This window comes from Streptomyces sp. BE20, assembly GCF_036322525.1.
GTDB lineage: Bacteria > Actinomycetota > Actinomycetes > Streptomycetales > Streptomycetaceae > Kitasatospora.
Window position 1 is genome coordinate 182,283 of the sequence record NZ_JAQYWW010001223.1, and the last position, 26,656, is coordinate 208,938.

At 71.0% G+C, this 26,656-nt stretch carries 20 protein-coding genes and 5 tRNA genes; 3 read left to right on the forward strand and 22 right to left on the reverse strand.

Going from position 1 to position 26,656, the window contains the following annotated elements:
* Positions 1–162: 162 nt before the first annotated feature.
* The 13 genes from PUR61_RS43120 to PUR61_RS43180 all read right to left on the reverse strand — a co-directional run bounded on the left by PUR61_RS43120 (position 163) and on the right by PUR61_RS43180 (position 15,478).
* Positions 163–236: transfer RNA gene (locus PUR61_RS43120), tRNA-Met, on the reverse strand.
* 122 nt (positions 237–358) lie between these two features.
* A tRNA-Met gene (locus tag PUR61_RS43125) sits at positions 359–432 on the reverse strand.
* Between the two features lie 221 nt (positions 433–653).
* Positions 654–4,547: a DNA-directed RNA polymerase subunit beta' gene (locus PUR61_RS43130; RefSeq protein ID WP_329885421.1), complete on the reverse strand. Its 3,894-nt coding sequence runs from the start codon at positions 4,545–4,547 to the stop codon at positions 654–656.
* Positions 4,548–4,645: 98 nt separating this feature from the next.
* Positions 4,646–8,122, reverse strand: coding sequence for a DNA-directed RNA polymerase subunit beta (gene rpoB / locus PUR61_RS43135; RefSeq protein ID WP_329885422.1), 3,477 nt, complete (start codon positions 8,120–8,122; stop codon positions 4,646–4,648).
* A 722-nt stretch (positions 8,123–8,844) separates the two neighbouring features.
* Complete coding sequence (gene rplL, locus PUR61_RS43140; RefSeq protein WP_329885736.1) at positions 8,845–9,228, reverse strand: 50S ribosomal protein L7/L12; 384 nt, start codon at positions 9,226–9,228, stop codon at positions 8,845–8,847.
* 87 nt (positions 9,229–9,315) lie between these two features.
* Positions 9,316–9,879 carry a 50S ribosomal protein L10 gene (gene rplJ, locus PUR61_RS43145; protein WP_329885423.1) on the reverse strand — a complete coding sequence of 188 codons (564 nt, stop codon included), beginning with the start codon at positions 9,877–9,879 and terminating at the stop codon, positions 9,316–9,318.
* Positions 9,880–10,331: 452 nt separating this feature from the next.
* Positions 10,332–11,204, reverse strand: a complete 873-nt coding sequence (locus PUR61_RS43150) for a hypothetical protein (RefSeq protein WP_329885424.1) — start codon at positions 11,202–11,204, stop codon at positions 10,332–10,334.
* Positions 11,205–11,321: 117 nt separating this feature from the next.
* Complete coding sequence (locus tag PUR61_RS43155; RefSeq protein ID WP_329885425.1) at positions 11,322–12,209, reverse strand: hypothetical protein; 888 nt, start codon at positions 12,207–12,209, stop codon at positions 11,322–11,324.
* A gap of 178 nt (positions 12,210–12,387) precedes the next feature.
* Positions 12,388–13,110: a 50S ribosomal protein L1 gene (rplA, locus tag PUR61_RS43160; RefSeq protein WP_329885426.1), complete on the reverse strand. Its 723-nt coding sequence runs from the start codon at positions 13,108–13,110 to the stop codon at positions 12,388–12,390.
* Positions 13,111–13,186: 76 nt separating this feature from the next.
* Complete coding sequence (gene rplK / locus PUR61_RS43165; RefSeq protein WP_148644356.1) at positions 13,187–13,621, reverse strand: 50S ribosomal protein L11; 435 nt, start codon at positions 13,619–13,621, stop codon at positions 13,187–13,189.
* 166 nt (positions 13,622–13,787) lie between these two features.
* On the reverse strand, positions 13,788–14,711 hold the full coding sequence (gene nusG / locus PUR61_RS43170) for a transcription termination/antitermination protein NusG (RefSeq protein WP_443035342.1): 924 nt from the start codon (positions 14,709–14,711) through the stop codon (positions 13,788–13,790).
* A gap of 211 nt (positions 14,712–14,922) precedes the next feature.
* On the reverse strand, positions 14,923–15,255 hold the full coding sequence (secE, locus tag PUR61_RS43175; RefSeq protein WP_329885427.1) for a preprotein translocase subunit SecE: 333 nt from the start codon (positions 15,253–15,255) through the stop codon (positions 14,923–14,925).
* Between the two features lie 150 nt (positions 15,256–15,405).
* Positions 15,406–15,478: transfer RNA gene (locus tag PUR61_RS43180), tRNA-Trp, on the reverse strand.
* A gap of 226 nt (positions 15,479–15,704) precedes the next feature.
* On the opposite strand from PUR61_RS43180, the gene PUR61_RS43185 reads away from it, so the two are divergent.
* Both PUR61_RS43185 and PUR61_RS43190 read left to right on the forward strand, forming a co-directional pair.
* Complete coding sequence (locus tag PUR61_RS43185) at positions 15,705–16,952, forward strand: pyridoxal phosphate-dependent aminotransferase (RefSeq protein WP_329885428.1); 1,248 nt, start codon at positions 15,705–15,707, stop codon at positions 16,950–16,952.
* A gap of 94 nt (positions 16,953–17,046) precedes the next feature.
* A complete protein-coding gene (locus PUR61_RS43190; RefSeq protein WP_329885429.1) occupies positions 17,047–18,075 on the forward strand; it encodes an adenosine deaminase in 1,029 nt (342 codons plus the stop codon).
* A 38-nt stretch (positions 18,076–18,113) separates the two neighbouring features.
* Here PUR61_RS43190 and PUR61_RS43195 read toward each other — a convergent pair whose 3' ends face one another.
* From PUR61_RS43195 to PUR61_RS43220, 6 genes are all read right to left on the reverse strand, one after another.
* Entirely contained in the window at positions 18,114–19,157 is a 1,044-nt protein-coding gene (locus PUR61_RS43195) for a UDP-N-acetylmuramate dehydrogenase (protein ID WP_329885738.1), read from the reverse strand.
* A gap of 73 nt (positions 19,158–19,230) precedes the next feature.
* Positions 19,231–19,653, reverse strand: coding sequence for a MaoC family dehydratase (locus PUR61_RS43200; protein WP_329885430.1), 423 nt, complete (start codon positions 19,651–19,653; stop codon positions 19,231–19,233).
* A gap of 5 nt (positions 19,654–19,658) precedes the next feature.
* On the reverse strand, positions 19,659–20,120 hold the full coding sequence (locus PUR61_RS43205) for a MaoC family dehydratase N-terminal domain-containing protein (RefSeq protein ID WP_329885431.1): 462 nt from the start codon (positions 20,118–20,120) through the stop codon (positions 19,659–19,661).
* Between the two features lie 116 nt (positions 20,121–20,236).
* A complete protein-coding gene (gene rpmG, locus PUR61_RS43210; protein WP_006604855.1) occupies positions 20,237–20,401 on the reverse strand; it encodes a 50S ribosomal protein L33 in 165 nt (54 codons plus the stop codon).
* Positions 20,402–20,488: 87 nt separating this feature from the next.
* Positions 20,489–20,561: transfer RNA gene (locus PUR61_RS43215), tRNA-Met, on the reverse strand.
* A gap of 43 nt (positions 20,562–20,604) precedes the next feature.
* Positions 20,605–20,677, reverse strand: a tRNA-Thr gene (locus tag PUR61_RS43220).
* 263 nt (positions 20,678–20,940) lie between these two features.
* Here PUR61_RS43220 and PUR61_RS43225 point away from each other — a divergent pair.
* Entirely contained in the window at positions 20,941–22,212 is a 1,272-nt protein-coding gene (locus PUR61_RS43225) for a hydrolase (protein ID WP_329885432.1), read from the forward strand.
* Between the two features lie 270 nt (positions 22,213–22,482).
* Here PUR61_RS43225 and PUR61_RS43230 read toward each other — a convergent pair whose 3' ends face one another.
* From PUR61_RS43230 to kdpC, 3 genes are all read right to left on the reverse strand, one after another.
* A complete protein-coding gene (locus PUR61_RS43230) occupies positions 22,483–23,160 on the reverse strand; it encodes a response regulator (RefSeq protein WP_329885433.1) in 678 nt (225 codons plus the stop codon).
* Positions 23,157–25,757, reverse strand: a complete 2,601-nt coding sequence (locus PUR61_RS43235) for a sensor histidine kinase KdpD (protein ID WP_329885434.1) — start codon at positions 25,755–25,757, stop codon at positions 23,157–23,159. Before PUR61_RS43235 ends, PUR61_RS43230 begins: the two co-directional genes overlap by 4 nt.
* Before the next feature lie 259 nt (positions 25,758–26,016).
* Positions 26,017–26,649 carry a K(+)-transporting ATPase subunit C gene (kdpC, locus tag PUR61_RS43240; protein ID WP_329885435.1) on the reverse strand — a complete coding sequence of 211 codons (633 nt, stop codon included), beginning with the start codon at positions 26,647–26,649 and terminating at the stop codon, positions 26,017–26,019.
* Positions 26,650–26,656 lie beyond the last annotated feature (7 nt).

Sequence of the window (26,656 nt, forward strand, 5' to 3'; positions counted from 1 at the left end):
CCGTTGCCGACGCCCCGAGCCTGCCGCGCCGGCCCCCGCCCCCGCTTCCCCCGCCCGACCCGTTTCCCGCCCTCCCCCGCAGGAGGGAGGGCGGAGGAAACGGGGAAACGGGGAAACGCCGAAGGGCCCGGAGGCGATGTGCCTCCGGGCCCTTCGATTCAGTAGCGGGGACAGGATTTGAACCTGCGACCTCTGGGTTATGAGCCCAGCGAGCTACCGAGCTGCTCCACCCCGCGTCGGTAAACACGACCTTACGCGACTACCGCCGGGAAACCTAACCGGACTCCCCCGGCCCCTCGCAGGAGGGCAAAACGCCGAAAGGCCCGGAGGCGATGTGCCTCCGGGCCCTTCGATTCAGTAGCGGGGACAGGATTTGAACCTGCGACCTCTGGGTTATGAGCCCAGCGAGCTACCGAGCTGCTCCACCCCGCGTCGGTAAACACGACCTTACGCGACCACGGCCGGGAAACCTAACCGGACTCCCCCGGCCCCCGAAAACACCACCCGCCGGCCACCCACCGGGGACCGACCGCCCCGCAGCACGGGCCCGCACCGGGCGGGAGATCAGGCGCCAGAAGCCCCGGGAAGCCCCCGGGAACGCCGCAGGGCGGCCACCCCGTGAGGGGTGACCGCCCTGCGGTTCAACCGTGGACTCAGCCGGTGTACGGGCCGTAGTCGTAGTCGTCCAGCGGGACCGCCTGGCCGGAGCCGGCGCCGAAGGGCGACAGGTCGTAGTCGTCGTAGCCGACGGCCGAGTACATCGCGGCCTTGGCCTCCTCGGTCGGCTCGACCCGGATGTTGCGGTAGCGGGGCAGACCCGTACCGGCCGGGATGAGCTTACCGAGGATGACGTTCTCCTTGAGGCCCAGCAGCGGGTCCGACTTGGCGTGGATCGCCGCGTCGGTCAGGACCCGGGTCGTCTCCTGGAAGGAGGCGGCCGACAGCCAGGACTCGGTGGCCAGCGAGGCCTTGGTGATACCCATCAGCTGCGGACGGCCGGAGGCGGGGTGACCGCCCTCGGAGACCACGCGACGGTTCTCCTGCTCGAAGCGGCCGCGCTCGACGAGCTCGCCCGGGAGCAGCTCGGCGTCGCCCGACTCGATGATCGTCACGCGGCGGAGCATCTGCCGGATGATGATCTCGATGTGCTTGTCGTGGATCGACACGCCCTGCGAGTTGTAGACCTTCTGGACCTCGGCGACCAGGTGGATCTGGACGGCACGCTGGCCCATGATGCGCAGGACGTCGTGCGGGTTGGTGGCACCCATGGTCAGCTTCTGGCCGACCTCGACCGCCTCGCCCTCGCCGACCAGCAGCTTCACACGCTTCGAGACCGGGTAGGCGATCTCGTCGGTGCCGTCGTCCGGGGTGACGACCAGCTTGCGGGTCTTCTCGGTGTCCTCGATGCGGACCCGGCCCTGCGCCTCCGAGATCGGGGCCACACCCTTGGGGGTACGGGCCTCGAAGAGCTCGACGACACGCGGCAGACCCTGCGTGATGTCGTCACCGGCCACACCACCGGTGTGGAAGGTACGCATGGTCAGCTGGGTACCGGGCTCACCGATGGACTGGGCGGCGATGATGCCGACCGCCTCACCGATGTCGACCAGCTTGCCGGTGGCCAGCGAGCGGCCGTAGCAGAAGGCGCAGGTGCCGACGGCCGACTCGCAGGTCAGGATCGAACGGGTCTTGACCTCGCTGATGCCGTGGCGGATCAGCTCGTCGATCAGCACGTCGCCGAGGTCGGTGTTGGCGGTGGCAAGGAGCTTGCCGTCCACCGTGATGTCCTCGGCGAGCATGCGGGCGTAGACGCTGGTCTCGACGTCGTCCGTCTTGCGCAGGACGCCGTCGGCACCGACGGTGCCGATCGCCAGCTTCAGGCCGCGCTCGGTACCGCAGTCCTCCTCGCGAATGATGACGTCCTGGGAGACGTCGACCAGACGACGGGTGAGGTAACCGGAGTCGGCGGTACGGAGAGCGGTGTCGGCCAGACCCTTACGGGCACCGTGGGTCGAGATGAAGTACTCGAGAACGGTGAGGCCCTCACGGAACGACGCCTTGATGGGACGGGCGATCGTCTCGTTCTTCGCGTTCGACACCAGACCACGCATACCGGCGATCTGGCGCATCTGCATCATGTTTCCTCGAGCGCCCGAGTCCACCATCATGAAGATGGGGTTGGTCTTCTCGAAGTTGGCGTTCATCGCCTCGGCGACCTCGTTGGTCGCCCGGGTCCAGATGCCGATGAGCTCCTGCTTGCGCTCGTCGTTGGTGATCAGACCGCGCTCGTACTGCTTCTGGATCTTCTCGGCCTGCGCTTCGTAGCCCTCGAGGATCTGGGCCTTCTGCGGCGGGACGACGACGTCCGAGATCGAGACGGTGACACCCGAGCGGGTGGCCCAGTGGAAACCGGCCGCCTTCAGGTTGTCCAGGGTCGCCGCGACGACGACCTTGGGGTAGCGCTCCGCCAGGTCGTTGACGATCGCGGAGAGCTGCTTCTTGCCCACCTCGTAGTCGACGAACGGGTAGTCCTCGGGCAGCAGCTCGTTGAAGAGCGCGCGGCCCAGGGTGGTGCGCAGGCGGAAGGACTCGCCCTCGAACCAGGCCGGCTGACCGTCCTCGTCGACCGGCGGGGTCCAGCTGCGGGGCGGGACGGTGCCGATCGGCAGGCGGACGTCGATGACGGCCTGGACGTCCAGCTCCTTGGCGTCGAACGCCATGACCGCCTCGGCGGTCGAGGAGAAGGAACGACCGTCGCCCTTGACCTTCGGCCGGTCCGAGGTGAGGAAGAACAGACCGAGCACCATGTCCTGGGTCGGCATGGTGACGGGGCGACCGTCGGCCGGCTTCAGGATGTTGTTCGAGGACAGCATCAGGATGCGGGCCTCGGCCTGCGCCTCCGCGGAGAGCGGCAGGTGGACGGCCATCTGGTCACCGTCGAAGTCCGCGTTGAACGCGGTGCAGACGAGCGGGTGGATCTGGATGGCCTTGCCCTCGACCAGCTGGGGCTCGAAGGCCTGGATGCCGAGGCGGTGCAGGGTGGGTGCACGGTTCAGCAGCACCGGGTGCTCGGCGATGACCTCTTCGAGGACGTCCCACACGACCGGGCGGGCGCGCTCGACCATGCGCTTGGCCGACTTGATGTTCTGCGCGTGGTTCAGGTCGACCAGGCGCTTCATCACGAACGGCTTGAAGAGCTCCAGCGCCATGGCCTTGGGCAGACCGCACTGGTGCAGCTTGAGCTGCGGGCCGACGACGATGACCGAACGGGCCGAGTAGTCGACTCGCTTGCCGAGCAGGTTCTGACGGAAACGACCCTGCTTGCCCTTCAGCATGTCGCTGAGGGACTTCAGCGGGCGGTTGCCGGGGCCCGTGACCGGGCGACCACGACGGCCGTTGTCGAACAGCGCGTCGACGGCCTCCTGGAGCATGCGCTTCTCGTTGTTCACGATGATCTCGGGCGCGCCGAGGTCGAGAAGCCGCTTCAGGCGGTTGTTGCGGTTGATCACGCGGCGGTACAGGTCGTTCAGGTCGGAGGTCGCGAAGCGGCCACCGTCCAGCTGCACCATCGGACGCAGGTCCGGCGGGATGACCGGGACGCAGTCCAGCACCATGCCGTTGGGCTTGTTGGTGGTCTGCAGGAACGCGGAGACGACCTTGAGGCGCTTGAGCGCGCGGGTCTTCTTCTGGCCCTTGCCGGTGCGGATGATCTCGCGCAGGCGCTCGGACTCCTCCGCCAGGTCGAAGGTCTCCAGGCGGTCCTTGAGGGCCGCCGCGCCCATCGAGCCGGAGAAGTAGGTGCCGAAGCGGTCGCGCAGCTCGCGGTAGAGCAGCTCGTCGCCCTCCAGGTCCTGGACCTTGAGGTTCTTGAAGCGCGCCCACACCTCGTCGAGACGGTCGAGCTCGCGCTGCGCGCGGTCGCGCAGCTGCTTCATCTCGCGCTCGGCGCCCTCGCGCACCTTGCGGCGCACGTCGGCCTTGGCGCCCTCGGCCTCCAGCTCGGCCAGGTCGGTCTCGGCCTTCTTGGCGCGGGCTTCGAGGTCGGAGTCGCGACGGTTCTCGATCTGCTGGCGCTCGACCGAGACGTGCGCCTCCAGGGACGGCAGGTCGCGCTGGCGGCGCTCGTCGTCGACCCAGGTGATCATGTAGGCGGCGAAGTAGATGACCTTCTCGAGGTCCTTCGGCGCCAGGTCGAGCAGGTAGCCGAGGCGGGACGGCACACCCTTGAAGTACCAGATGTGGGTGACCGGGGCGGCCAGCTCGATGTGGCCCATCCGCTCACGGCGCACCTTGGCGCGGGTCACCTCGACGCCGCAGCGCTCACAGATGATGCCCTTGAAGCGGACGCGCTTGTACTTGCCGCAGTAGCACTCCCAGTCCCGGGTGGGGCCGAAGATCTTCTCGCAGAAGAGTCCGTCCTTTTCGGGCTTCAGGGTGCGGTAGTTGATGGTCTCCGGCTTCTTGACCTCGCCGTGGGACCACTGGCGGATGTCGTCGGCGGTGGCCAGGCCGATGCGGAGCTCGTCGAAGAAGTTGACGTCAAGCACTGGTCGTCAAGCCCTCTTTCGTAAGTCGAGAGTCGTTCATGTGGTCTGAGGGGGGCCTGGGGGCGGGCCGGCCCGTCACCGGGCCGGCCCAGCCTCCGTCAGACCTCTTCGACGCTGCTCGGCTCGCGCCGGGACAGGTCGATGCCGAGCTCCTCGGCGGCGCGGAACACGTCCTCGTCGGAGTCCCGCATCTCGATGGACTGGCCGTCCGAGGACAGCACCTCCACGTTGAGGCAGAGCGACTGCATTTCCTTGATGAGCACCTTGAAGGACTCGGGAATGCCGGGCTCGGGGATGTTCTCGCCCTTGACGATGGCCTCGTAGACCTTCACACGGCCGAGAACGTCGTCGGACTTGATGGTGAGGAGCTCCTGCAGCGCGTAGGCCGCGCCGTATGCCTCAAGGGCCCACACCTCCATCTCACCGAAGCGCTGACCACCGAACTGCGCCTTACCACCGAGCGGCTGCTGGGTGATCATCGAGTACGGGCCGGTCGAGCGGGCGTGGAGCTTGTCGTCGACCAGGTGGTGCAGCTTGAGGATGTACATGTAGCCGACCGAGACCGGCATCGGGAACGGCTCGCCGGAGCGGCCGTCGAACAGCCGGGCCTTACCGGTGGAGTTCACCAGGCGCTCACCGTCACGGGTGAGGGTGGTGTTGTCCAGCAGGCCGGTGATCTCGTCCTCGCGGGCGCCGTCGAAGACCGGGGTGGCGAGGTTGGTGCCACCCTCGACGGTGTCGGCGCCGATCGCCTGCAGGCGCTGGGCCCACTCGTCGGCGAGACCGGAGACGTCCCAGCCCTGCTTGGCGAGCCACCCGAGGTGGATCTCCAGGACCTGTCCCGGGTTCATTCGGGACGGGACACCCAGCGGGTTGAGGATGATGTCGACCGGGGTGCCGTCCTCCAGGAACGGCATGTCCTCGACCGGCAGGATCTTCGAGATGACGCCCTTGTTGCCGTGACGGCCGGCGAGCTTGTCACCGTTGGTGATCTTGCGCTTCTGGGCCACGTAGACGCGGACCAGCTGGTTGACGCCCGGGGGCAGCTCGTCGCCCTCTTCGCGGTCGAAGACGCGGACGCCGATGACCTTGCCGGACTCACCGTGCGGCACCTTCAGCGAGGTGTCGCGGACCTCACGGGCCTTCTCACCGAAGATCGCGCGGAGCAGGCGCTCCTCCGGGGTCAGCTCGGTCTCCCCCTTCGGGGTGACCTTGCCGACCAGGATGTCGCCGGTGACGACGTCGGCGCCGATGCGGATGATGCCGCGCTCGTCGAGGTCGGCGAGGACCTCCTCGGAGACGTTCGGGATGTCCCGGGTGATCTCCTCGGGGCCGAGCTTGGTGTCACGGGCGTCGACCTCGTGCTCCTCGATGTGGATCGAGGAGAGGACGTCGTCCTGCACGAGGCGCTGCGACAGGATGATCGCGTCCTCGTAGTTGTGACCCTCCCACGACATGAACGCCACGAGCAGGTTCTTGCCGAGGGCCATCTCGCCCTCGTCGGTGCACGGGCCGTCGGCCAGCACCTGGTTGGCCTCGACCCGGGCGCCCTCGTCCACGAGCACCTTCTGGTTGAAGGCGGTGCCCTGGTTGGAGCGGGTGAACTTGGCGGCGCGGTACGTGGTGTACGTGCCGTCGTCGTTGGCCACGGTGACGTAGTCGGCCGAGACCTCCTGGACGACACCCGGCTTCTCGGCCGTGATGACGTCCGCGGCGTCGACGGCGCAGCGGTACTCCATGCCGGTGCCGACCAGCGGGGCCTCGCTCTTCAGCAGCGGCACCGCCTGGCGCATCATGTTCGAGCCCATGAGCGCGCGGTTGGCGTCGTCGTGCTCGAGGAACGGGATCATGGCGGTCGCGACCGACACCATCTGGCGCGGCGAGACGTCCATGTAGTCGATCTCGGTGCCCGGGATGTAGTCGATCTCGCCGCCACGGCGGCGGACCAGGACACGCGGCTCGGCGAAGGTCAGCTCCGCCGTCAGCGGGGCGTTGGCCTGCGCGATGACGTAGCGGTCCTCCTCGTCGGCCGTGAGGTAGTCGACCTGCTCGGTGACGACACCCTCGATGACCTTGCGGTACGGGGTCTCGATGAAACCGAACGCGTTGACCCGGCCGTACGAGGCCAGCGACCCGATCAGACCGATGTTCGGGCCTTCCGGGGTCTCGATCGGACACATGCGGCCGTAGTGCGAGGGGTGCACGTCACGGACCTCGAAGCCGGCGCGCTCACGGGAGAGACCACCGGGGCCGAGGGCGGACAGACGGCGCTTGTGGGTCAGGCCCGACAGCGGGTTCGTCTGGTCCATGAACTGCGACAGCTGGCTGGTGCCGAAGAACTCCTTGATGGAGGCGACGACCGGCCGGATGTTGATCAGGGTCTGCGGCGTGATCGCCTCGACGTCCTGGGTGGTCATGCGCTCACGCACGACGCGCTCCATACGGGCGAGACCCGTACGGACCTGGTTCTGGATGAGCTCGCCCACGTTGCGCAGGCGGCGGTTGCCGAAGTGGTCGATGTCGTCGACCTCGACCACGATGTCGCGGCCGGTCTCGTCACTCCACTCGACCTCGCCGGCGTGCAGCTTCACCAGGTACTTGATCGCACCGATGATGTCGGGCTCGGTGAGCACGCCGGAGTCCAGCGACTCGGCGTTGCCCAGCTTCCGGTTGACCTTGTACCGGCCGACCTTGGCGAGGTCGTAGCGCTTCGGGTTGAAGTAGAGGTTCTCCAGAAGCGTCTGCGCGGCCTCGCGGGTCGGCGGCTCGCCCGGACGCAGCTTGCGGTAGATGTCGAGCAGCGCGTCGTCCTGGCCCTGGGTGTGGTCCTTCTCCAGGGTGGCGCGCATCGACTCGTACTCGCCGAACTCCTCGAGAATCATCTCGTTGGTCCAGCCGAGCGCCTTGAGCAGCACGGTGACGGACTGCTTGCGCTTGCGGTCGATGCGGACACCGACCATGTCGCGCTTGTCGATCTCCATCTCCAGCCAGGCACCACGCGAGGGGATGACCTTGCAGGAGTAGATGTCCTTGTCGGACACCTTGTCCAGGGTGGAGTCGAAGTACACGCCCGGGGAGCGGACCAGCTGCGACACGACGACACGCTCGGTGCCGTTGATCACGAACGTGCCCTTGTGGGTCATGAGCGGGAAGTCGCCCATGAAGACCGTCTGAGACTTGATCTCACCGGTCTCGTTGTTGGTGAACTCGGCCGTGACGAAGAGCGGGGCCGCGAACGTGAAGTCGCGGTCCTTGCACTCGTCAATCGAGTTCTTCGGCGGCTCGAAACGGTGGTCGCGGAAGGTCAGCGACATCGACCCGCTGAAGTCCTCGATCGGGGAGATCTCCTCGAAGATCTCCTCCAGACCGGACTTCGTGGGGACGTCCTGACCACTCTCCAACGCCGCCTCGACCCGGGACTTCCAGGCCGCATTGCCGAGCAGCCAGTCAAAGCTCTCGGTCTGCAGGGCGAGGAGGTTAGGTACCTCGAGGGGCTCCTTGATCTTCGCGAACGAGACGCGGAGCGGGGCGGTGGATGCGGCGGAATTGTTCGAGGCGTTGCGCGGCGCGGCCAAGAGGGGGGTCCTTCCGAGGGCTCGGAGCTCACTACGCGCGTACCAGCCGGGCCTGGCTGGGCTTGGTCCCGCCTCCTCGCCGCCGGCCTCCGCCCGGGAGTGAATCCCAGGTCAGAGCCGCTTTGCGGAGGCGATGCCAGACCCCTTCAGGGCAACGCATACTCCGGGCGACGAGTCACGGAGCAGCTAACAGGCAGCGCAAAGGGACAGTGTAGCCAATGGCGACACTGCTGTCCAGCTCTGATTCGGAGACCGAATCGGAGACTCCTCCCGGTTGCCGTCGGACGCGAACGCCCGACGGGTACTGCATCGGCCCGGACTTGCCGGGCCCAGGACTCACGTGGAGTCACTTCCCGCCGGAGCCACTGGTTATGCATCCAGCGGCGGACCAACCGGGTCGGACTCGCGCCTTGAGAATCGCGCGACCCGTCCGGTTCGTCAAGGGCCCGCCTCCGGCTGCGGACCTCGACCCGTCCATCGGCCGTGGGCCCCCCGGCGTTACAGAAGCCGTGGTGGGAGCGTCAGGCGATGACAGCGATCACCATACCCGCCCGCACCGACAGTGCCGAGTGGACGTTCGGCCACTCCGGTGTACGCCCCGTCCGGCCGGCGCTCCGCGGGCCTGTGGGCCGTCCTGGGCCGGGAACGCGAAAAGGCCGGGCCGACCACCCGTAAGGGTGATCGGCCCGGCCTCAGGCCCCCTCAGAGGAGGGGGCGCGAGATCACTTGACGGTGACCTTGGCGCCGGCACCCTCAAGGGCGGCCTTGGCCTTCTCGGCAACGTCCTTGGCAACCTTCTCCAGGACCTTGGCACCAGCGGTGTCAACGAGGTCCTTGGCCTCCTTCAGGCCGAGGGAGGTCAGGGTGCGCACCTCCTTGATGACCTGGATCTTCTTGTCGCCGGCACCCTCAAGGATGACGTCGAACTCGTCCTGCTCCTCGACGACCTCGGCCGGGACGGCCGGGCCGGCGATGCCGACGGCGACCGGGGCGGCGGCGGTGACGTCGAACTTCGCCTCGAACGCCTTGACGAACTCGGCCAGCTCGATGAGGGTCAGGTTCTCGAACTGCGCGAGCAGCTCGTCCTGGGACAGCTTCGCCATGATTGGCGTCCTTCCACTAAATCGGCAGGTGGTGCCGGATGTACGGGTTGGCGGGCGTACGGGCCCGCAGCGAGGCGTGAGCCTGCCGAATTACTCGGCGGCCTCGTCCTCGGCGGCGGGAGCCGGCGTACCGGCACCGCCCTGCTCGACCTTGTCGCGCAGCGCGTCCACCGTGCGGACGAGCTTCGACGGCAGGGCCTGGAAGAGCGCGGCAGCCTGGGACTGCTTGGCCTTCAGGGCACCCGCCAGCTTGGCGAGCAGCACCTCGCGGGACTCGAGGTCCGCGAGCTTCTTGATCTCGTCGGCGGTCAGCGCCTTACCGTCAAGGACACCGCCCTTGATGACGAGAGCGGGGTTGTCCTTGGCGAAGTCACGCAGAGCCTTCGCCGACTCCACCGGGTCACCGGTGACGAAGGCGACAGCCGTCGGACCGGCGAACAGGTCGTCGAGCTCCGTGATCCCGACCTCGTTGGCCGCGATCTTGGTCAGCGTGTTCTTCACCACGGCGTACTGGGCGTTCTCGCCCAGCGAGCGACGCAGGGTCTTAACCTGCTTCACCGTGAGACCGCGGTACTCGGTCAGCACCGCCGCGTTCGAGCCACGGAAAAGCTCCGTGATCTCGGCGACGGCAGCAGCCTTGTCGGGCCTAGCCATAGGCTTACGCCTCCTTCCGTGATGTCGAAGTCCGGCCGACCGCGAAAGTCGACCATTCAGCCGTGGACCACTGGACGGAAGGGATCCCCCTGCGGAAAATGCAGAAGAGCCCCGGTGCGCAGGCGCACGGGGCTCAGTACGACCTCGACGGACGTGTGCACGAGGCGCACGGGCCGGAAGTCCAAGCTCCAAACAATCCTGCGCGGGCTGCCTGCGCGTGAAGCGCAGATCCTTCGGTCGCGCGGTCCCTCGCGGGCCCACGGCGACAACCAGCGGTCTTTGGCTTCCGCCACAGTAGCGGGACACCGCCGCCCGGGGCAAATCGCCCATCTGCCCGAAGCCGCAGGCCGGCCCGGGGCCGGCGGTCCCGCGGCGCGACAGCCCTCGACCCAAGGCCCTACGGCTCAACGGCCCTACGGCCCTACGGCCCTACGGCTCAACGGCTCAACGGCTCAACGGCTCAACGGCGAGATGCTCCGGATGCCCACGTCCACGGTGTCCGCCTCCGCCGGCGCCTGCACCGAGAGCGCCCCGCCCGGATCGGTGTAGAGCACCGAGTCGTCCACCCGGCCGCTCTCCCCGGCGCCGGTCCGCTGCAGCCGGACCAGCTGGTCCTTGTCGTTCAGCCAGAGGTCCAGGGTGAGCGAGGACGAGCCACCGGGCGCCAGCGCGGCCCGGAGGCCGTCCCGGCGGGCCTGGCCGAGCTGGGTCTGGGCCGCCGCGTAGCGCGCGGCGTCGGTGACGGCCCGGTAGTGCTCGACCGTGGAGTCCTCGAACTTCTCCTCGCCGACGTACTGCGCGGTGACACCGTCGGCGGTCGCGGCGGCCAGCGCCACCACTGGGTTGAGCAGGTCGATCAGCCCCGCGTACGGGACCTCCCGGTGCCCGTCCGGGCCGGGCGCCACGGCGAACCGCTCCCAGTGCCGCCCGCCCTGCCGGGCCGCGGTGGCCGCGTCCCCGCCCTGGTAGGCGACGGTGTCCACGACGATCAGCTGCTCGGCCTCGGCCGGGGTGGACCGCTTGACCTGGAGCGCGGTCTTCGGCTGCCAGAACAGCGGGCCCGAGCCGGCGTCCGCCCCCAGGCGGTAGCTCACCTTGGCCCGGCGGGCGGTCTGCATGGCCAGCTGGGCGGAGAGCAGCACGCCGTGCGGCGAGCGGTCGGTCGGCCTGGCCGGCCAGGTCGGCGAGGCACTGCTCGGGGTCGGGGTCGCGGCGCCGGAAGCGGACGGACCCGGCGCCGGGCCGCCGGACCCGCTGCAACCGGTCAGGCCGCCCGCCAGCACCGCGACGGCCACCGCCGCCGCCAGCCGCTGCCGCACCGCCATCCCCGTCTCCCCTTCGTACCGTTCCCGCCCCGGCGGCCGCGCTCCCTGGCCGCCCTCTCCCCGCCACCTTGCCACCCGGCGCCCGCGCGCCCGGCGGCGCCCCCCTGCGACGCGGCGTCAGCCGACCGGGACGGCCGCCGGAGCGGAGCCCGGAGCAGGCCCCGGAACCGGTTCCGGACCCGACGGCTGCACGGCCGACGGCCCCGCCCCCGGCTCGGCGGAGCCCGACTCCGCGACCGGCTCGACCGGCTCGGCGACCTCCGTCGTGGTCACCACCGCCCCGGCGGTGCCCTGGAAGGTGGACCGCACCCGGAGCAGCCGGTCCCCCGGAGCCACCCAGAAGTCGTAGCCGACGCCGGTGACCCCGCGCTGCCGGTGGTACCCGACCACCGCGGCCAGCCGCTCGGGGCCCAGCCCCTCGTCGGCGGCGAAGAAGTCCTCGACCGACGCGGTGCCCCGGTAGTGGGCGACGGTCCCGCCGTTCAGCTGTTCGCCGCCGAGGGAGCTGAGCTTGCCCGCCAGCGCCATCGAGTGCATCTGCCCGCCGGGGTTGGAGACCAGGCCGGTCATCCACCCGCCGGCCCAGCCGCCCCGGCCGGCGGCGCTCGCGCGGGAGTCCAGCGACTCGGCGTCGGCCCGCTCGGCGCGCTTCGGCGCCGCGCCCGGGTACCCGAGGTCCAGGACGCCGTCCCGGCCGCTCAGCCGGCCGGTGCCCAGCTCGTCGGTCACGGTCAGGTCGGCCGCGTCGTGCGCGCCCCAGGAGACCGTCCCGCTCGCGCTCCTCCGCCCGGCCGGTCCCTCCTCGACCAGCTGGACCCGCGCGCCGCCGACGTCGTCCAGCCGCTGGGCGGCCGACAGCAGCACCTCCCGGGGCGGCCGGACGGTGGGTCGACCGCTGTCCGGAGTGCGTTCCCCGGAGACGGCCAGCACACTGCACGCGGTGAGACCGGCGGCGAGCAGGAGGAGGGCCGCGCCCTTGACGGCGGGGCGGGGGGCGGACGGCACGGCACACTCCGGCGGTCGGGCTGGGATGCGGCCCCGGTCGGGGCGCGTGATCGGTCCGGCCGAGCGTACGACGGACCGCGCAACAGTTCCCCACTGGCGGGATCTCGATCGGGAAACGACGGCGGGCCCGCACCCCCGGCGAAGGGGTGCGGGCCCGCCGTACGGACTACGGCTGCGATCAGAGCGCGGCCGGGTCCTCCTCGACGAGGAGGTTCCGGGTGCGGTTCGGGTCCACGAGGATGCCGGGGCCGATCGTGGTGGAGAGCGCGGTCTTCTTGATGTACCGGCCCTTGGCGGCGGACGGCTTGGCGCGGAGCACCTCGTCCAGCGCGGCGGCGTAGTTCTCGACCAGCTGCTCGTCGGTGAAGGAGACCTTACCGATGATGAAGTGCAGGTTCGAGTGCTTGTCGACGCGGAACTCGATCTTGCCGCCCTTGATCTCGTTCACGGCCTTGGCCACGTCCGGGGTCACGGTGCCGGTCTTCGGGTTCGGCATCAGGCCACGGGGACCGAGCACGCGGCCGAGGCGGCCGACCTTGCCCATGAGGTCCGGGGTGGCGACGACGGCGTCGAAGTCGAGGCGGCCCTTGGCGACCTCGTCGATGAGCTCGTCGGAACCGACGATGTCGGCGCCCGCAGCACGCGCGGCCTCGGCACGCTCGCCGGTCGCGAAGACCAGGACCCGAGCGGTCTTACCGGTGCCGTGCGGGAGGATCACGGTGCTGCGGACCATCTGGTCCGCCTTGCGCGGGTCGACGCCCAGACGCATGGCGACCTCGACGGTGCCGTCGAACTTGGTGGTGCTGGTCGCCTTGGCGAGGCGGATGGCCTCGAGGGGGGCGTAAAGGCGGTCGCGGTCGACCTGAGCGTCCGCGGCCTTCAGAGCCTTGCTGCGCTTCACTGCTGCTCCTGAATGGGGAATGGAGTCGTGGTATGTGCGGGCCGCGCAGGCCCTACCACATGGACGAGAAGGGTGATCAGCCCTCGACCGTGATGCCCATCGACCGGGCGGTGCCGGCGATGATCTTCGACGCGGCGTCCAGGTCGTTGGCGTTCAGGTCGGGGAGCTTGACCGTGGCGATCTCGCGGACCTGGGCGGCCGTGAGCTTGGCGACCTTGGTCTTGTGCGGCTCGGCAGAGCCCTTGTCGACACCCGCAGCCTTCAGGATGAGGCGCGCGGCCGGCGGCGTCTTCGTGATGAAGGTGAAGGAACGGTCGTCGTAGACCGTGATCTCCACCGGCACGATCATGCCGCGCTGCGACTCGGTCGCAGCGTTGTAGGCCTTGCAGAACTCCATGATGTTGACGCCGTGCTGGCCCAGCGCGGGGCCGACCGGCGGCGCCGGGTTGGCCGCACCGGCGTTGATCTGGAGCTTGATAAGCCCCGTGACCTTCTTCTTCTTGGGAGGCATGTCTCTCCGGGTCCTTCCGAGAGGTGATTGCTGGTGTGTGCGGAACCGGGGCGACACCCAGTCGCCAGCACACACATCGGACCAGGCTAACGCCTCGGCGTCGCTGGACCAAAACGGATTCGGGGCAGGGCCGTCGGCCCTGCCCCGAATCCGCGGACGGTTGGGACTAGTTCTTCTGGATCTGGTCGAAGGAGAGCTCGACCGGGGTCTCCCGGCCGAAGATCTCCACCAGACCCTTGACCTTCTTCGAGTCGGGGTTGATCTCGTTGATGGTCGCCTGCAGGGTGGCGAACGGACCGTCGGTGACGGTGACCGAGTCGCCGACCTCGAAGTCGAGGACCTGGATCTCGCTGGGCTTGACCGGGGAGGGCTTGCCGGCCTCCTTGGCCGCCTGGCGCTCGACGTCCGGGGCGAGCATCTTGACGACCTCGTCCAGCGTCAGCGGGTACGGGTCGTAGGCGTTGCCGACGAAGCCGGTGACGCCGGGGGTGTTGCGCACGACGCCCCAGGACTCCGGGGTGAGGTCCATGCGCACCAGGACGTAGCCGGGGAGCTTGTTCTGGCGGATGGTCTTGCGGTCGCCGTTCTTGATCTGGACGACCTCCTCCTGCGGCACCTCGGCCTGGAAGATGTACTCCTCGACGTTGAGCGAGACGGCGCGCTGCTCCAGGTTCTGCTTCACCCGGTTCTCGTAGCCGGCGTAGGTGTGGATCACGTACCACTCGCCCGGCATGAACCGCAGGTCCTCGCGGAACTTGGCGACCGGGTCGACCTCGACGGCTTCCTCGGCCTCGGCCTCGGTCTCGTCCTCGGTCACGGCCTCGTCCTCGGTCACGGCCTCGTCCTCGGCTGCGGCCTCGGTCTCCTCGGCGAGCTCCTCGTCGGACTCCTCGTGCAGCGCGGCCTCCTCGGCCGGCTCACCGGCCTCGACCTCGTCGTGCGCCTCGGCCTCGTCCTCGTCGCTGTCCGCGGCGTCCACGATCTGCTCGGCGGCCTCGACGTCGTCAGCCAGCTCGGCCGCGTCCAGCTCGGCGGCGACATCCGCCTCGCGGACGGTCTCGTCGGCGTCGTACAGGGGGGAGTCAGACACGGTGGCTGCTTCTTTCCTGGAGATGGTGAAGGTGGCGCGCTCCGTGGCGTTCCCGGTGCCGGTCCGCTCTCGCGGGCGCCGGAAGTTCGCCTCGGAGACTTCAACAGTACCGAGTCAACGGTAGCGGCCCCGTACCTCCGACGCAGACAGCTCGACCCGGGCCGAGGACCGGCCCGGGTCGGGAAGCTGTTTCAAAGGTGTGGCGGTTCCGTCAGCCGAAGATCCAGAGGGCCAGCTTGGAGAAGCCGTAGTCGAGACCGGAGACGAACGCCATCACGATCACGACGAACACGACCACGACCGTGGTGTAGTTCACCAGCTGGCTGCGGGTCGGCCAGACGACCTTGCGCAGCTCGGCGATGATCTGCCGGTAGAACAGCGCGAGCCGGGCGAAGGGGCCCTTCTTGCCGCGCTTGCCCGACTTCTTCTCGCCAGAGCGCTTGCGGCGGGACTCGCCCTCCGCAGGCGTGGTCTCGGCAGCGCCGTCGGCCCCCTCGGGGTTGCCGCTCTCAGGCGTTGCGGTGGAGCCCGTGGTCTCCGTCACTCGTCCTCACCTGAATCCGGGTCCTGCCGAGCATCACCTGCGTACCCGGGTAGGGCACGAGCGGCCGGCTAAAGCGGTGCTGTTCGGTGCCCTCTCCGCATCAAGCCCGCTCGCTCTTTGGAGCGAACGGGCTGAGTACGGATCAAGCAGCAGGGCAAGAGGGACTTGAACCCCCAACCGCCGGTTTTGGAGACCGGTGCTCTACCAATTGAGCTATTGCCCTACGGAGCTTTTCGGCTCCAGTAGCGACCACCAACCTACCGCATCTCCCGCCGCCCCAGGTACAGGTGGCGAGCGTTCCGGTCGGCTCGGTGTCCGTCGAGCAGTGAGTGTACGTGGTCGGGGGGTGTTTGGTCGAACCTCTTCTTTCCGGGCCGCCATGTGGACGGCCCCGTACATATCGTGAAACCGCCATGCCCGGGCCGTGTGCCGTCTGCGACCATGCAGGCATGAGCGCTTCCACCCCGCAGCCCGACAGTTCCGTCCGCCCCGCCGACCGGCGCGTCTCCGCCCGGATCGGCGCGATCGCCGAGTCCGCCACGCTCGCCGTCGACGCCAAGGCCAAGGCCCTGAAGGCGGCCGGCCGTCCGGTCATCGGCTTCGGCGCCGGCGAGCCGGACTTCCCGACCCCGGACTACATCGTCGAGACGGCCGTCGAGGCCTGCCGTGACCCGAAGAACCACCGCTACACCCCGGCCGGCGGACTGCCGGAGCTGAAGGAGGCGATCGCCGCCAAGACGCTCCGTGACTCGGGCTACCAGGTGGACGCCTCCCAGGTGCTGGTCACCAACGGCGGCAAGCAGGCGATCTACGAGGCGTTCGCGGCGATCCTCGACCCGGGCGACGAGGTCATCGTCCCGGCCCCGTACTGGACCACCTACCCGGAGTCGATCCAGCTGGCCGGCGGCGTGCCGGTGGAGGTCGTGACCGACGAGACCACCGGCTACAAGGTCTCGGTCGAGCAGCTGGAGGCCGCGCGCACCGAGAACACCAAGGTGGTGCTCTTCGTCTCCCCGTCCAACCCGACCGGCGCGGTGTACACCCGGGCCGAGGCCGAGGCGATCGGCCGCTGGGCGCTGGAGCACGGCCTCTGGGTGCTCACCGACGAGATCTACGAGCACCTGGTCTACGGCGACGCGGAGTTCACCTCGCTGCCGGCCCTGCTGCCGGAGCTCGCCGACAAGACCGTCGTGGTCAACGGTGTCGCCAAGACCTACGCCATGACCGGCTGGCGGGTGGGCTGGGTGATCGGCCCCAAGGACGTCGTCAAGGCCGCGACCAACCTGCAGTCGCACGCCACCTCGAACGTCTCCAACGTCGCCCAGCGGGCCGCGCTCGCCGCCGTCTCCGGCGACCTCTCGGCCGTGCACGAGATGCGCACCGCCTTCGACCGCCGCCGCCGGACCATCGTGCGGCTGCTCAACGAGATCGACGGCGTGGTCTGCCCCGAGCCCGAGGGCGCCTTCTACGTCTACCCGTCCGTCAAGGGCCTGCTGGGCAAGGAGATCCGCGGCAAGCGCCCGCAGACCTCCGGCGAGCTGGCCACCCTGATCCTCGACGAGGCCGAGGTCGCGGTCGTCCCCGGCGAGGCCTTCGGCACCCCGGGCTACCTGCGCCTCTCCTACGCGCTGGGCGACGCCGACCTGGCCGAGGGCGTCGGCCGGATCCAGAAGCTGCTCGCCGAGGCCCGCGACTGACGGCACCGGCTCCCGGCCCGCCCCCTTTTCACCCCTTCGGGGGATGTGAAGGGGGCGGTTCCCGTCCGGGCCCTCCGTACGGCAGGATTCGTGAATGGAACGCCTGCTGAACCCGCGAGACGTCAGGGACCTGCCCAAGGCCCACCTGCACCTGCACTTCACCGGCTCGATGCGCCCGGCCACCCTGCTGGAACTGGCCGACAGGCACGGCGTCCGGCTGCCGGAGGCGCTCAGCTCCGACCAGCCGCCGAGCCTGCGGGCCACCGACGAACGCGGCTGGTTCCGCTTCCAGCGCCTCTACGACACCGCCCGCTCGGTGCTCCGTGACGAGGACGACATCCGCCGCCTGGTCCGGGAGACCGCCGAGGACGAGCGGCGGGACGGCTCGCGCTGGCTGGAGATCCAGGTCGACCCGACCTCGTACGCGCCCCGGCTGGGCGGGCTGATCCCCGCCCTGGAACTGATCCTGGACGCCGTCGAGCAGGCCGCCGCGGCCACCGGGGTCGGTATCCGGGTCCTGGTCGCGGCCAACCGGATGAAGTCCCCGATGGACGCCCGGACCCTGGCCCGGCTCGCCGTCCGGTACGCCGACCGGGGCGTGGTCGGCTTCGGCCTCTCCAACGACGAGCGGCGCGGCCTGGCCCGCGACTTCGACCGGGCCTTCGACATCGCCCGCAAGGGCGGACTGCTCGCGGCCCCGCACGGCGGCGAACTCGCCGGACCGGAGTCGGTCCGCGACTGCCTGGACGACCTGGGCGCCGGCCGGATCGGCCACGGGGTCCGGGCCGCCGAGGACGACCGGCTGATGCAACGGCTGGCGGACCGCCAGGTCACCTGCGAGGTCTGCCCGTCCTCCAACGTCTCGCTCGGCGTCTACGAGCGGCCCGAGGACGTCCCACTGCGACGGCTGTTCGACGCCGGGGTGCCGCTGGCGCTCGGCGCCGACGACCCGCTGCTGTTCGGCAGCCGGCTGGCCGACCAGTACGGCCTGGCCCGCGACGTCCTGGGCTTCTCCGACGCCGAACTGGCCGAACTGGCGCGCCAGTCGGTGCGCGGTTCGTGCGCGCCGGAGAGCGTGCGGAAGGAACTGCTCGCGGACGTCGACGCCTGGCTGGCGGGCTGAGTCACCCCGGGGAGTCAGCCCGGAGCTCCCGGGGGGCCTCAGAGGGTGACGCCGACCATCACCGGCTCGTTCACCAGCTCCACCCCGAAGGCGGCGCGCACGCCGTCCCGGATCTCCCGGGCCAGCACCAGCAGGTCCTCGGTGGTGGCGGCCCCCCGGTTGGTGAGCGCCAGGGTGTGCTTGGTGGAGAGGGTCGCCGGGCCGCTGCCGTAGCCCTTGCCGAACCCGGCCCTGTCGATCAGCCAGGCCGCCGAGGTCTTGGTGCGGCCGTCCGGCGCCGGGTAGGCGGGGGCGGTCAGCTCGCGCTCGGCGGCCAGTGCCAGGAACACGGCGTACTGCTCGGGGTCCAGCACCGGATTGGTGAAGAAGGAGCCCGCCGACCAGGTGTCGTGGTCCGCCGGGTCCAGCACCATGCCCTTGCCGGAGCGCAGGCCCAGCACCGCCTCGTACGCCTCGCGCAGTCCGACCCGCTCGTCCTGGGCCACCCCGAAGTGCTTGGCGACCTCGGCGTAGCGGACGGGGGTGGACTGCCCGCCGGCGTCCTCCAGCGCGAAGCGGACCCGCAGCACCACGTAGCGGTCGGGCTCGGCCTTGAAGCGGCTGTGCCGGTAGGAGAAGCCGCACTCGGCGCCGGTGAGGGCGAGCACCTCGCCGGACCGGCGGTCGTACGCGACCACCTCGGTGATCGTCTGGGCCACCTCCTGGCCGTAGGCCCCGACGTTCTGCACCGGGGTGGCCCCGGCCGAGCCGGGGATGCCGGCCAGGAACTCGACGCCGGCCAGCCCGTGGTCGACCGTCCGGGCCACCGCGTCGGCCCAGACCTCACCGGCGGCCAGCTCCAGTGCGGTGCCGTCCAGCGCGAAGCCGGCGGTGGCGATCCGCAGCACCGTGCCGGCGAAGCCGGCGTCGCCGATCACCAGGTTGGAGCCGCCGCCGAGGACCAGCAGCGGCTCGCCCGCCGCGTCGGCCGCGCGGACGGCCGAGACCACCTCGTCGTCGGTGTGCGCGGTCACCAGGCGGCGGGCCGGGCCGCCGAGCCGGAGGGTGGTCAGCGGGGCGAGGGGGGCGTCGAGTTCTTCCAGCACGCCCCCCAGCGTACGGGGCCCCCGTACGCACCCCGCCCGTTCGGGCCGGAGGGTCGGGCCGGCCGGAGGATCAGGCCAGCCGGACGACGGCCCGGGACATGCCCAGCACCTTCTGGCCGCCGTAGGTCGCCACCAGGTCGACCTGGACCCTGCGGTCGTCCAGCAGCTTGGCCACCTTGCCGGTGACCTCGATCACGGAGCCGACCCCGTCGTTGGGCACCGGCACCGGCCGGGTGAAGCGGACGCCGTACTCGACCACCGCGGCCGGGTCGCCGACCCAGTCGGTGACCACCCGGATCGCCTCGGCCATGGTGAACATGCCGTGCGCGATGACGTCGGGCAGGCCGACCTCCAGGGCGAACTTCTCGTTCCAGTGGATCGGGTTGAAGTCGCCCGAGGCTCCGGCGTACTGCACCAGTGTGGCGCGGGTCACCGGGAAGGACTGCGCGGGCAGCTCGGTGCCGGCCTCGACCTCGTCGTAGCTGATCGCCATCGGGCTCACTCCCCCGTCTTCTCGTCGGCGGCCCGGGCCACCAGCGTCATGACCGACGTCACCACGTGCTCGCCGGTCTCGTCCGACACCTCGCCACGCACGGTGAGGACGTCGTTGCCCGCCAGTGACTTGATGTTGTCGATGGCGACCTCGACGGTCAGCCGGTCACCGGCCCGGACCGGGCGGGTGTAGACGAACTTCTGGTCCCCGTGCACGACCCGGCTGTAGTCCAGGCCCAGCTCGGGGTCCTGGACCACCTGGGCGGCGGCCCGGAAGGTGAGCATGAACGGGAAGGTCGGCGGGGCGATCACGTCCGGGTGACCGAACGCCTTGGCCGCCTCCTGGTCGGTGTACGCCGGGTTGGCGTCGCCCACGGCGGCGGCGAACTCGCGGATCTTCTCCCGGCCGACCTCGTACGGCTCGGTGGGCGGGTACGTCCGCCCGATGAAGGAGGGGTCGAGTGCCACGGGCAACTCCTCGGAAGCGCGTTGGATGACAAAAAAACTCCGGACCGCAACCCAATGAGGATTGCGGCCCGGAGTCGTAGACCTGGTTCACACAGGCCCGGCGCCCTGCAACAGGGTCAACGGGTCTCGCGGTGCGCGGTGTGCGAGTTGCAGCGGGGGCAGTGCTTCTTCATCTCAAGACGGTCCGGGTCGTTACGCCGGTTCTTCTTGGTGATGTAGTTCCGCTCCTTGCACTCCACGCAGGCCAGCGTGATCTTCGGGCGGACATCGGTGGCAGCCACGGGAGTGCCTTCCTTGTACAACAATGAATGAGAACAAAGACAAGAGTAGCCGACCGGGAGTGCGATCTCCCGACCGACTACGCGGAGTAGCGGTGACCGGACTTGAACCGGTGACACAGCGATTATGAGCCGCTTGCTCTACCAACTGAGCTACACCGCCACGGTGATCCTGAACACGGCCGAGGCCGGTCCTCTCTCACCAGAGCCCCCATGCGGAATCGAACCGCAGACCTTCTCCTTACCATGGAGACGCTCTACCGACTGAGCTATAGGGGCGAACGAGGAAGAGATTACACGTTCCGCGCCCAGAGGTGAAATCCGTATCCCGCGGCGAAGTCCGCAGGTGGACGGCCTGCACTGGCGAGCGATCGAAGGCAGCGCGTTCGACCGGCCCGGTCGGGCCGCGGCCCGACCCGATACGACTATTGCCCGCCTCCCTGCGCCCCGCCCCTGCCCGCCGTAGGCTCGTCGCTCATTGATCGGAACCGGGACGGGGCCGTGGACAGCGGGCCGGGCCGGCACGAAGAGGGAGCCGGGCGATGGACAGCGCAGCCGCCGACGGGCCGCAGCCCGGACCCGGCCCGGCGGCCAACCCGCTCGGGCACGGCCCCGTCCTGCTCCTCACCGACGCACGGCTGGCCGACGGCCGGGTGGTGGACGTCCGGATCAGCGGCGACCGGATCCAGGCCGTCGGCACCTCCGGCGGTCTCGGCCCGCTGCCGGCCCTGCCCGGCGCCCCCACCGTCACCACCGGCGCCCGGATCGACCTCCGCGGCTACCTGCTGCTGCCGGCCCCCGCCGAGGTGCACGCCCACTACGACGTCGCCTTCTCCGCCGCGCTGCCCGCCCCTCCGCCGGAGACGCCCTCCGACCTCACCCGGCGGGTCACCGAGGCCGCGCTCACCTCGCTCGGCTACGGCGCCACCGCCCAGCGCACCCACGTCCGGATCGGCGACGTGCACGGGCTGCGCCGGCTGGAGGCGGTGCTCACCGCCCGCCAGGCGCTGCGCGGCCTCGCCGATCTGCAGGCCGTCGCCATGCCCCGGCTGCTCACCGGCCGGGCCGGCGCGGACGGCCGGGCCCAGCTGCGGGACGCGCTCAAGCTGGGGGCCACCGCGGCCGGCGGCTGCCCCGAACTGGACCCGGACCCGGCGGGCTTCGTCCAGGTGCTGCTGGAGGCCGCCCGGGAGGCGGACTGCCCGGTGGACCTGCACACCACGGCCGCCGACCCGGGACAGCTGGCCCGGCTGGCCGGGGCGCTCGGACCGCTGCGGCCGCGGGTGGTGCTGGGGCCGTGCGGGTCGCTGGCGCCGGGCGCCTCGGCGGTGCTGGCCAGCAGCGGGGTCCGGGTGGTCTGCCTGCCGCAGAACGGCGGCTGCTCCGGTCTGGAGGGCCCGGCGGTCGGGCTGCGGCACTCGGTGCTGCGCGAGCTGGTGGAGGCGCGGGTGCCACTGGTGGCGGGCAGCGGCTCGCTGCGGGACGGCGCCAACCCGGTCGGTCGGGCCGATCCGCTGGAGGCCGCGTACCTGCTGGCGGCGGGCGGGGTGCTGAGCCCCGACGCGGCGTACGACACCGTGTCCAACCAGGCGCGGGCGGCGCTCGGGCTGCCTCCGGTGCGGGTGGACGCCGGCTTCCCGGCCGAGCTGCTGGCGGTCCGCGGCGACAGCCTGGCGGGGGCGCTGGCCGGCGGGCACAGCCGGCTGGTGGTGCACAGCGGACGCGTGGTCAGCCGGACGAGCGCGGTGCGGGAGTTCGCCGACACGGTGGCGCTGGCGCTGCCCCGGCAGTCGGGCAGCGCGGGCGGGGGGTGACCGGCCGCAGCGCGGGCGCCCGGGCAGGGGCGGTCGCCCTGCTCCGAACAGCCGGCAGGGGCGCGCAGTGTCGACCGCGCGCCCCTTCCCCCACACTGGCCGCCGAGGCGGCGAAGCGGCCCCAGGCATCCCCCACATGGAGCGGGGCCGCTTCCTCACCGCTGACGCTACGCCCGCGAACCGCCCCCACCGACCCCTCCTGACGCCCTCCTGACGCCCGGAGGTCCGCTCCTGACGGCTCGTTGACGCCGCCCGCGCACCGCGCGGGCCTCAGGGCTCGTACCGGTAGCCGATCCCGGGTTCGGTGATCAGGTGGCGCGGGCGCGCCGGATCGCGTTCCAGCTTGCGGCGCAGCCCCGCCAGGTAGACCCGCAGGTAGTTGCCGCGCAGCTCCCGGTCCGGCCCCCAGACCTCGCGCAGGATGCGCCGGCCCGGCACCAGCCGGCCCGGGCTGGCCAGCAGCAGGGCCAGGATCCGCCACTCGGTCGGGGTGAGCCGGACCGGACCGTCCGGACCGGTGACGGTGGTGGCGGCGAGGTCCACCGTGTGGTCGCCGACCAGCACCGGCACGGGCGCCGGCGGGCCGGCCCGCGGGCGGCGCAGCACCACCCGCAGCCGGGCCAGCAGCTCCTCCATCAGGAACGGCTTGGTGAGGTAGTCGTCGGCGCCGGCGTCCAGCGCGTTCACCTTGTCGGCTCCGCCCGAGCGGCCGGACAGCACGATGATCGGCACCGCGCTGCGGCTGCGCAGGCCCCGGATGACCTCCATGCCGTCCAGGTCGGGCAGGCCGAGGTCGAGCAGGACGGCGTCCGGGGCGGTGTGCGCGGCGCGGTCCAGCGCCTCACCGCCGGTGGCGGCGGTCCGCACGGCGTACTGCCGGGCGCTCAAGTTGATCCGCAGGGTCCGCAGCAGGGCGGGCTCGTCGTCGACGACCAGGATCTCGCTCATGCGGGGACCCCTCCCGGGTGCCGCTCCCCCGTGCCGGGCCCGGTCTCGTCCGGACGGCCCCCGTCGGGCCCGTACGGCCCCGCGGCGGGCAGGGTGAGCAGCATGGTGGTGCCGCCGCCGGGGGTGTCCTCGACCTCCAGGCTGCCGCCCATGGCCTCGGCGAGGCCGCGGGAGAGCGCGAGGCCCAGGCCGACGCCGGTGGTGTTGTCGGTGTCGCCGAGGCGCTGGAACGGCAGGAAGACCCGGTCGCGATCCTCGGGGGCGATGCCGGGGCCGCGGTCGATCACCCGGACCTCGACCCGGCCCCGGTGATGGCTGGCGGCCACCAGGACCGGCGCGCCGGGCGCGTTGTGGCGCAGCGCGTTGGCGATCACGTTGGCGAGGACGCGTTCCAGCAGCGGCGGGTCGGCCAGGACCGGCGGCACGTTCTCCAGGTCCAGCGGCTGGACGGGCGCGTACGGGTCGGGCAGCGAGTCGAGGGCGCGCGGCAGGATCTCGTCGACGTGGGTCTCGGCGAGGTGCAGGGTGAGCGCGCCGGCCTGGAGGCGGCTCATGTCGAGCAGGTTGTCGACCAGCCGGGTGAGCTTGACCAGGGATTCGTCGGCGGTGGCCAGCAGTTCGGCCCGGTCCTCGGGCGAGAACTCGACGTCCGGGCTGCGCAGCGAGCCGACCGAGGCGAGCGCGGCGGCCAACGGGGTGCGCAGGTCGTGGCTGACCGCGGCGAGCAGGGCGGTGCGCATCCGGTCGGCGGCCTTGATGGGTTCGACCTCGGCGGCGACCACCGCGAGCCGGTCGCGTTCCAGCGCGGCGGCGACGTGCGCGGCGAAGGCGGTGAGGACGCGCTGGTCGGCGGCGGGCAGCCGGCGTCCGGTGAGGACGAGGACGGCGTCGGCGCCGACCGGGACCTCGGTGGCCTCGGCCGGCTGTCCGGGTTCGGGCTCGCCCCCGCCGTCGCAGGCGGCCAGCACCTCGCCGCCGGTGCGCTCCAGCAGGGCGACGGCGTGCATGCCGAAGGCGGTGCGGGACTTCTCCAGCAGGGCGGGCAGGGCGTCGGCTCCGCGCAGCACGCTGCCGGCGAGGGTGGAGAGCGTCTCGGCCTCGGCGGTGGCCCGGGCGGCCCGGGCGGTGAGCCGGCCGGCGTGGTCGACCACCGTGGAGACGGTCAGCGCGACGGCGGCGAAGACGGTGAGGGCGATGATGTTGTTGGTCTCGCCGATGGTGAAGGCGTGGACGGGCGGGATGAAGAAGTAGTTGAGCAGCAGCGAGGCGACCACCGAGGCCACCAGCGCGGAGGTCGCCCCGCCGAGCAGGGCGACCACGACCACGCCGAGCTGGAAGATCAGCGCGTCGGTGGTGAGGTTGACGGTGTCGTGGGACTGCGAGAGTCCGGCGGTGATCAGCCAGGGCACCACCAGCCCGGCGAGGAAGCCGGTGACGGTGCGGCGCCTGGAGTGGCGGCGGCCGAGCGACGGCAGTCGGCCGCGGCCGGTGAACTCGTGGGTGACCATGTGGACGTCGATGTCCTCGGAGGCGTCCACGGTGGTCTCGCCGATTCCCGGGCCGGTCAGGAAGCGGGTGGTCCGGCCGCGCCGGCTGGTGCCGAGGACGAGCTGGGTGGCGTCGTGGGCCCGGGCGAAGGCGAGCAGCGCGGTGGGGATGTCGTCGCCCACCACCACGTGGTAGCTGCCGCCGAGGTTCTCGACCAGCTGCCGCTGTTGCGCGAGTTCCCCCGACGAGGCCCCCGCCAGGCCGTCGCTGCGGGTGACGTGGACGGCGAGCAGGTCGCCGCCGGCGGTGCGGTCGGCGATCCGGGCGGCGCGGCGGACCAGCGTCTCGCCCTCGGGGCCGCCGGTGAGGGCGACCACGACGCGCTCGCGGGCCTCCCAGACGCGGTCGATGTCGTGGCTGGCCCGGTAGTCGCGCAGGCCCTCGTCGACCCGCCCGGCCACCCAGAGCAGGGCGAGTTCGCGCAGGGCGGTGAGGTTCCCGACCCGGAAGTAGTGGGAGAGCGCGGCGTCCACCTTCTCCGCCTTGTAGACGTTGCCGTGGGCCATCCGCCGGCGCAGTGCCTGCGGGGCCATGTCGACGAGCTCGATCTGGTCGGCCCGGCGGACCACCTCGTCCGGGACGGTCTCGCGCTGCGGGATGCCGGTGATCTTCTGGACGACGTCGTTCAACGACTCCAGGTGCTGGACGTTGACGGTGGTGATGACGTCGATCCCGGCGTCCAGCAGCTCCTCGACGTCCTGCCAGCGCTTGGTGTGCCGGCCGCCGGGGACGTTGGTGTGGGCCAGCTCGTCGACCAGGACGACGGCGGGCCCGCGGGCGAGCACGCCGTCGAGGTCCATCTCCTCGAAGTCGCCTTCCCGGTAGGAGCGGTGGACCCGCGGGAGGACCTCCAGACCGGCGAGCATGGACTCGGTGTGCCGGCGGCCGTGGCACTCGATGTAGCCGACCACCACGTCCGCGCCGCGGTCCTGTCTGCGCCGCGCCTCGTCCAGCATCCGGTAGGTCTTGCCGACACCGGGGGCGGAGCCGAGATAGACCCTCAGCCGGCCTCGGCGGTGGCCGGTGCCGGGAGCGAGGTCGCGGACCATGGGCGCTGCTCTTTCGTCTTCTGCGCACGAGGCGGCTTCGGGGGCGGGGGGCGGGGGCGAAGGTGAGGTCAGGGGCGAGGGTGGCCGGGGGCGGTCCCCGGAACGGGGCGGTTCCGGGGGGGCCGGGACGAGGGCGGTTCCCGGGGCCGGGACGGACGGCGGCCGACCCGGGCGCGGGGCAGTGCCCCGGCCCGGGTCGGCCAGTCTCACAGGTCCGGCCGGTCGGCCGGCGCGCGTTGCGTCCGCACGCCCTCCGCGCTCACTTCTGCTGCGCCAGCGCGGCGTTGAGTCGGACCACGTTCACGCCCGGCTCCCCGAGGAAGCCCAGCGAGCGGCCCTCGGTGTACTTCTCGACCAGCTTGTTCAGCTGCTCGGGCGAGACGTTGCCACGGGCCTTGGCGACCCGGTCGACCTGCTGCTCGGCGTAGGCGACCGAGATGTGCGGGTCGAGGCCGGATCCGGAGGCGGTGACGGCGTCCACCGGGACGCTCGCCGGGTCGACGCCGTCGAACGCGGCGACGGCCTTGCGGCGCTCCTCGACCGTCGCGGCGAGGTCCTCGCTGGTGGGGCCCAGGTTGGAGGCGCCGGAGCTCTTCGGGTCGTGGCCGCCGGCGGAGGGCCGGGGCTGGAACCACCTCGGGTCCGGCAGCGCGACCTCGTCCGGGTCGTCCGGGTTCTGCTTGGGCAGGTCGTAGCTCTGCGCCAGCAGGCCGGAGCCGACCTCCTTGCCGTCGACCCTGACGATCGAGCCGTCGGCCTTGTCGGGGAAGGCGGCCTGGGCGATGCCGGTGACCAGCAGCGGGTAGGCGATACCGAGGATCACCGTCATCACCAGCAGCATCCGCAGGGCGGTGAGGTGCGTGCGCACGGCGGTGGGCAGGGGCTTGGACACGGGGGTT

Coding starts and splice junctions, on each gene's coding strand:
- PUR61_RS43185 (WP_329885428.1), top strand. CDS start 15,705: ATGAGCGCTTCCACCCCGCAGCCCGACAGTTCCGTCCGCCCCGCCGAC.
- PUR61_RS43225 (WP_329885432.1), top strand. CDS start 20,941: ATGGACAGCGCAGCCGCCGACGGGCCGCAGCCCGGACCCGGCCCGGCG.
- PUR61_RS43235 (WP_329885434.1), bottom strand. CDS start 25,757: ATGGTCCGCGACCTCGCTCCCGGCACCGGCCACCGCCGAGGCCGGCTG.
- rplJ (WP_329885423.1), bottom strand. CDS start 9,879: ATGGCTAGGCCCGACAAGGCTGCTGCCGTCGCCGAGATCACGGAGCTT.
- PUR61_RS43200 (WP_329885430.1), bottom strand. CDS start 19,653: ATGGCGATCAGCTACGACGAGGTCGAGGCCGGCACCGAGCTGCCCGCG.
- PUR61_RS43230 (WP_329885433.1), bottom strand. CDS start 23,160: ATGAGCGAGATCCTGGTCGTCGACGACGAGCCCGCCCTGCTGCGGACC.
- rplK (WP_148644356.1), bottom strand. CDS start 13,621: ATGCCTCCCAAGAAGAAGAAGGTCACGGGGCTTATCAAGCTCCAGATC.
- PUR61_RS43150 (WP_329885424.1), bottom strand. CDS start 11,204: ATGGCGGTGCGGCAGCGGCTGGCGGCGGCGGTGGCCGTCGCGGTGCTG.
- PUR61_RS43190 (WP_329885429.1), top strand. CDS start 17,047: ATGGAACGCCTGCTGAACCCGCGAGACGTCAGGGACCTGCCCAAGGCC.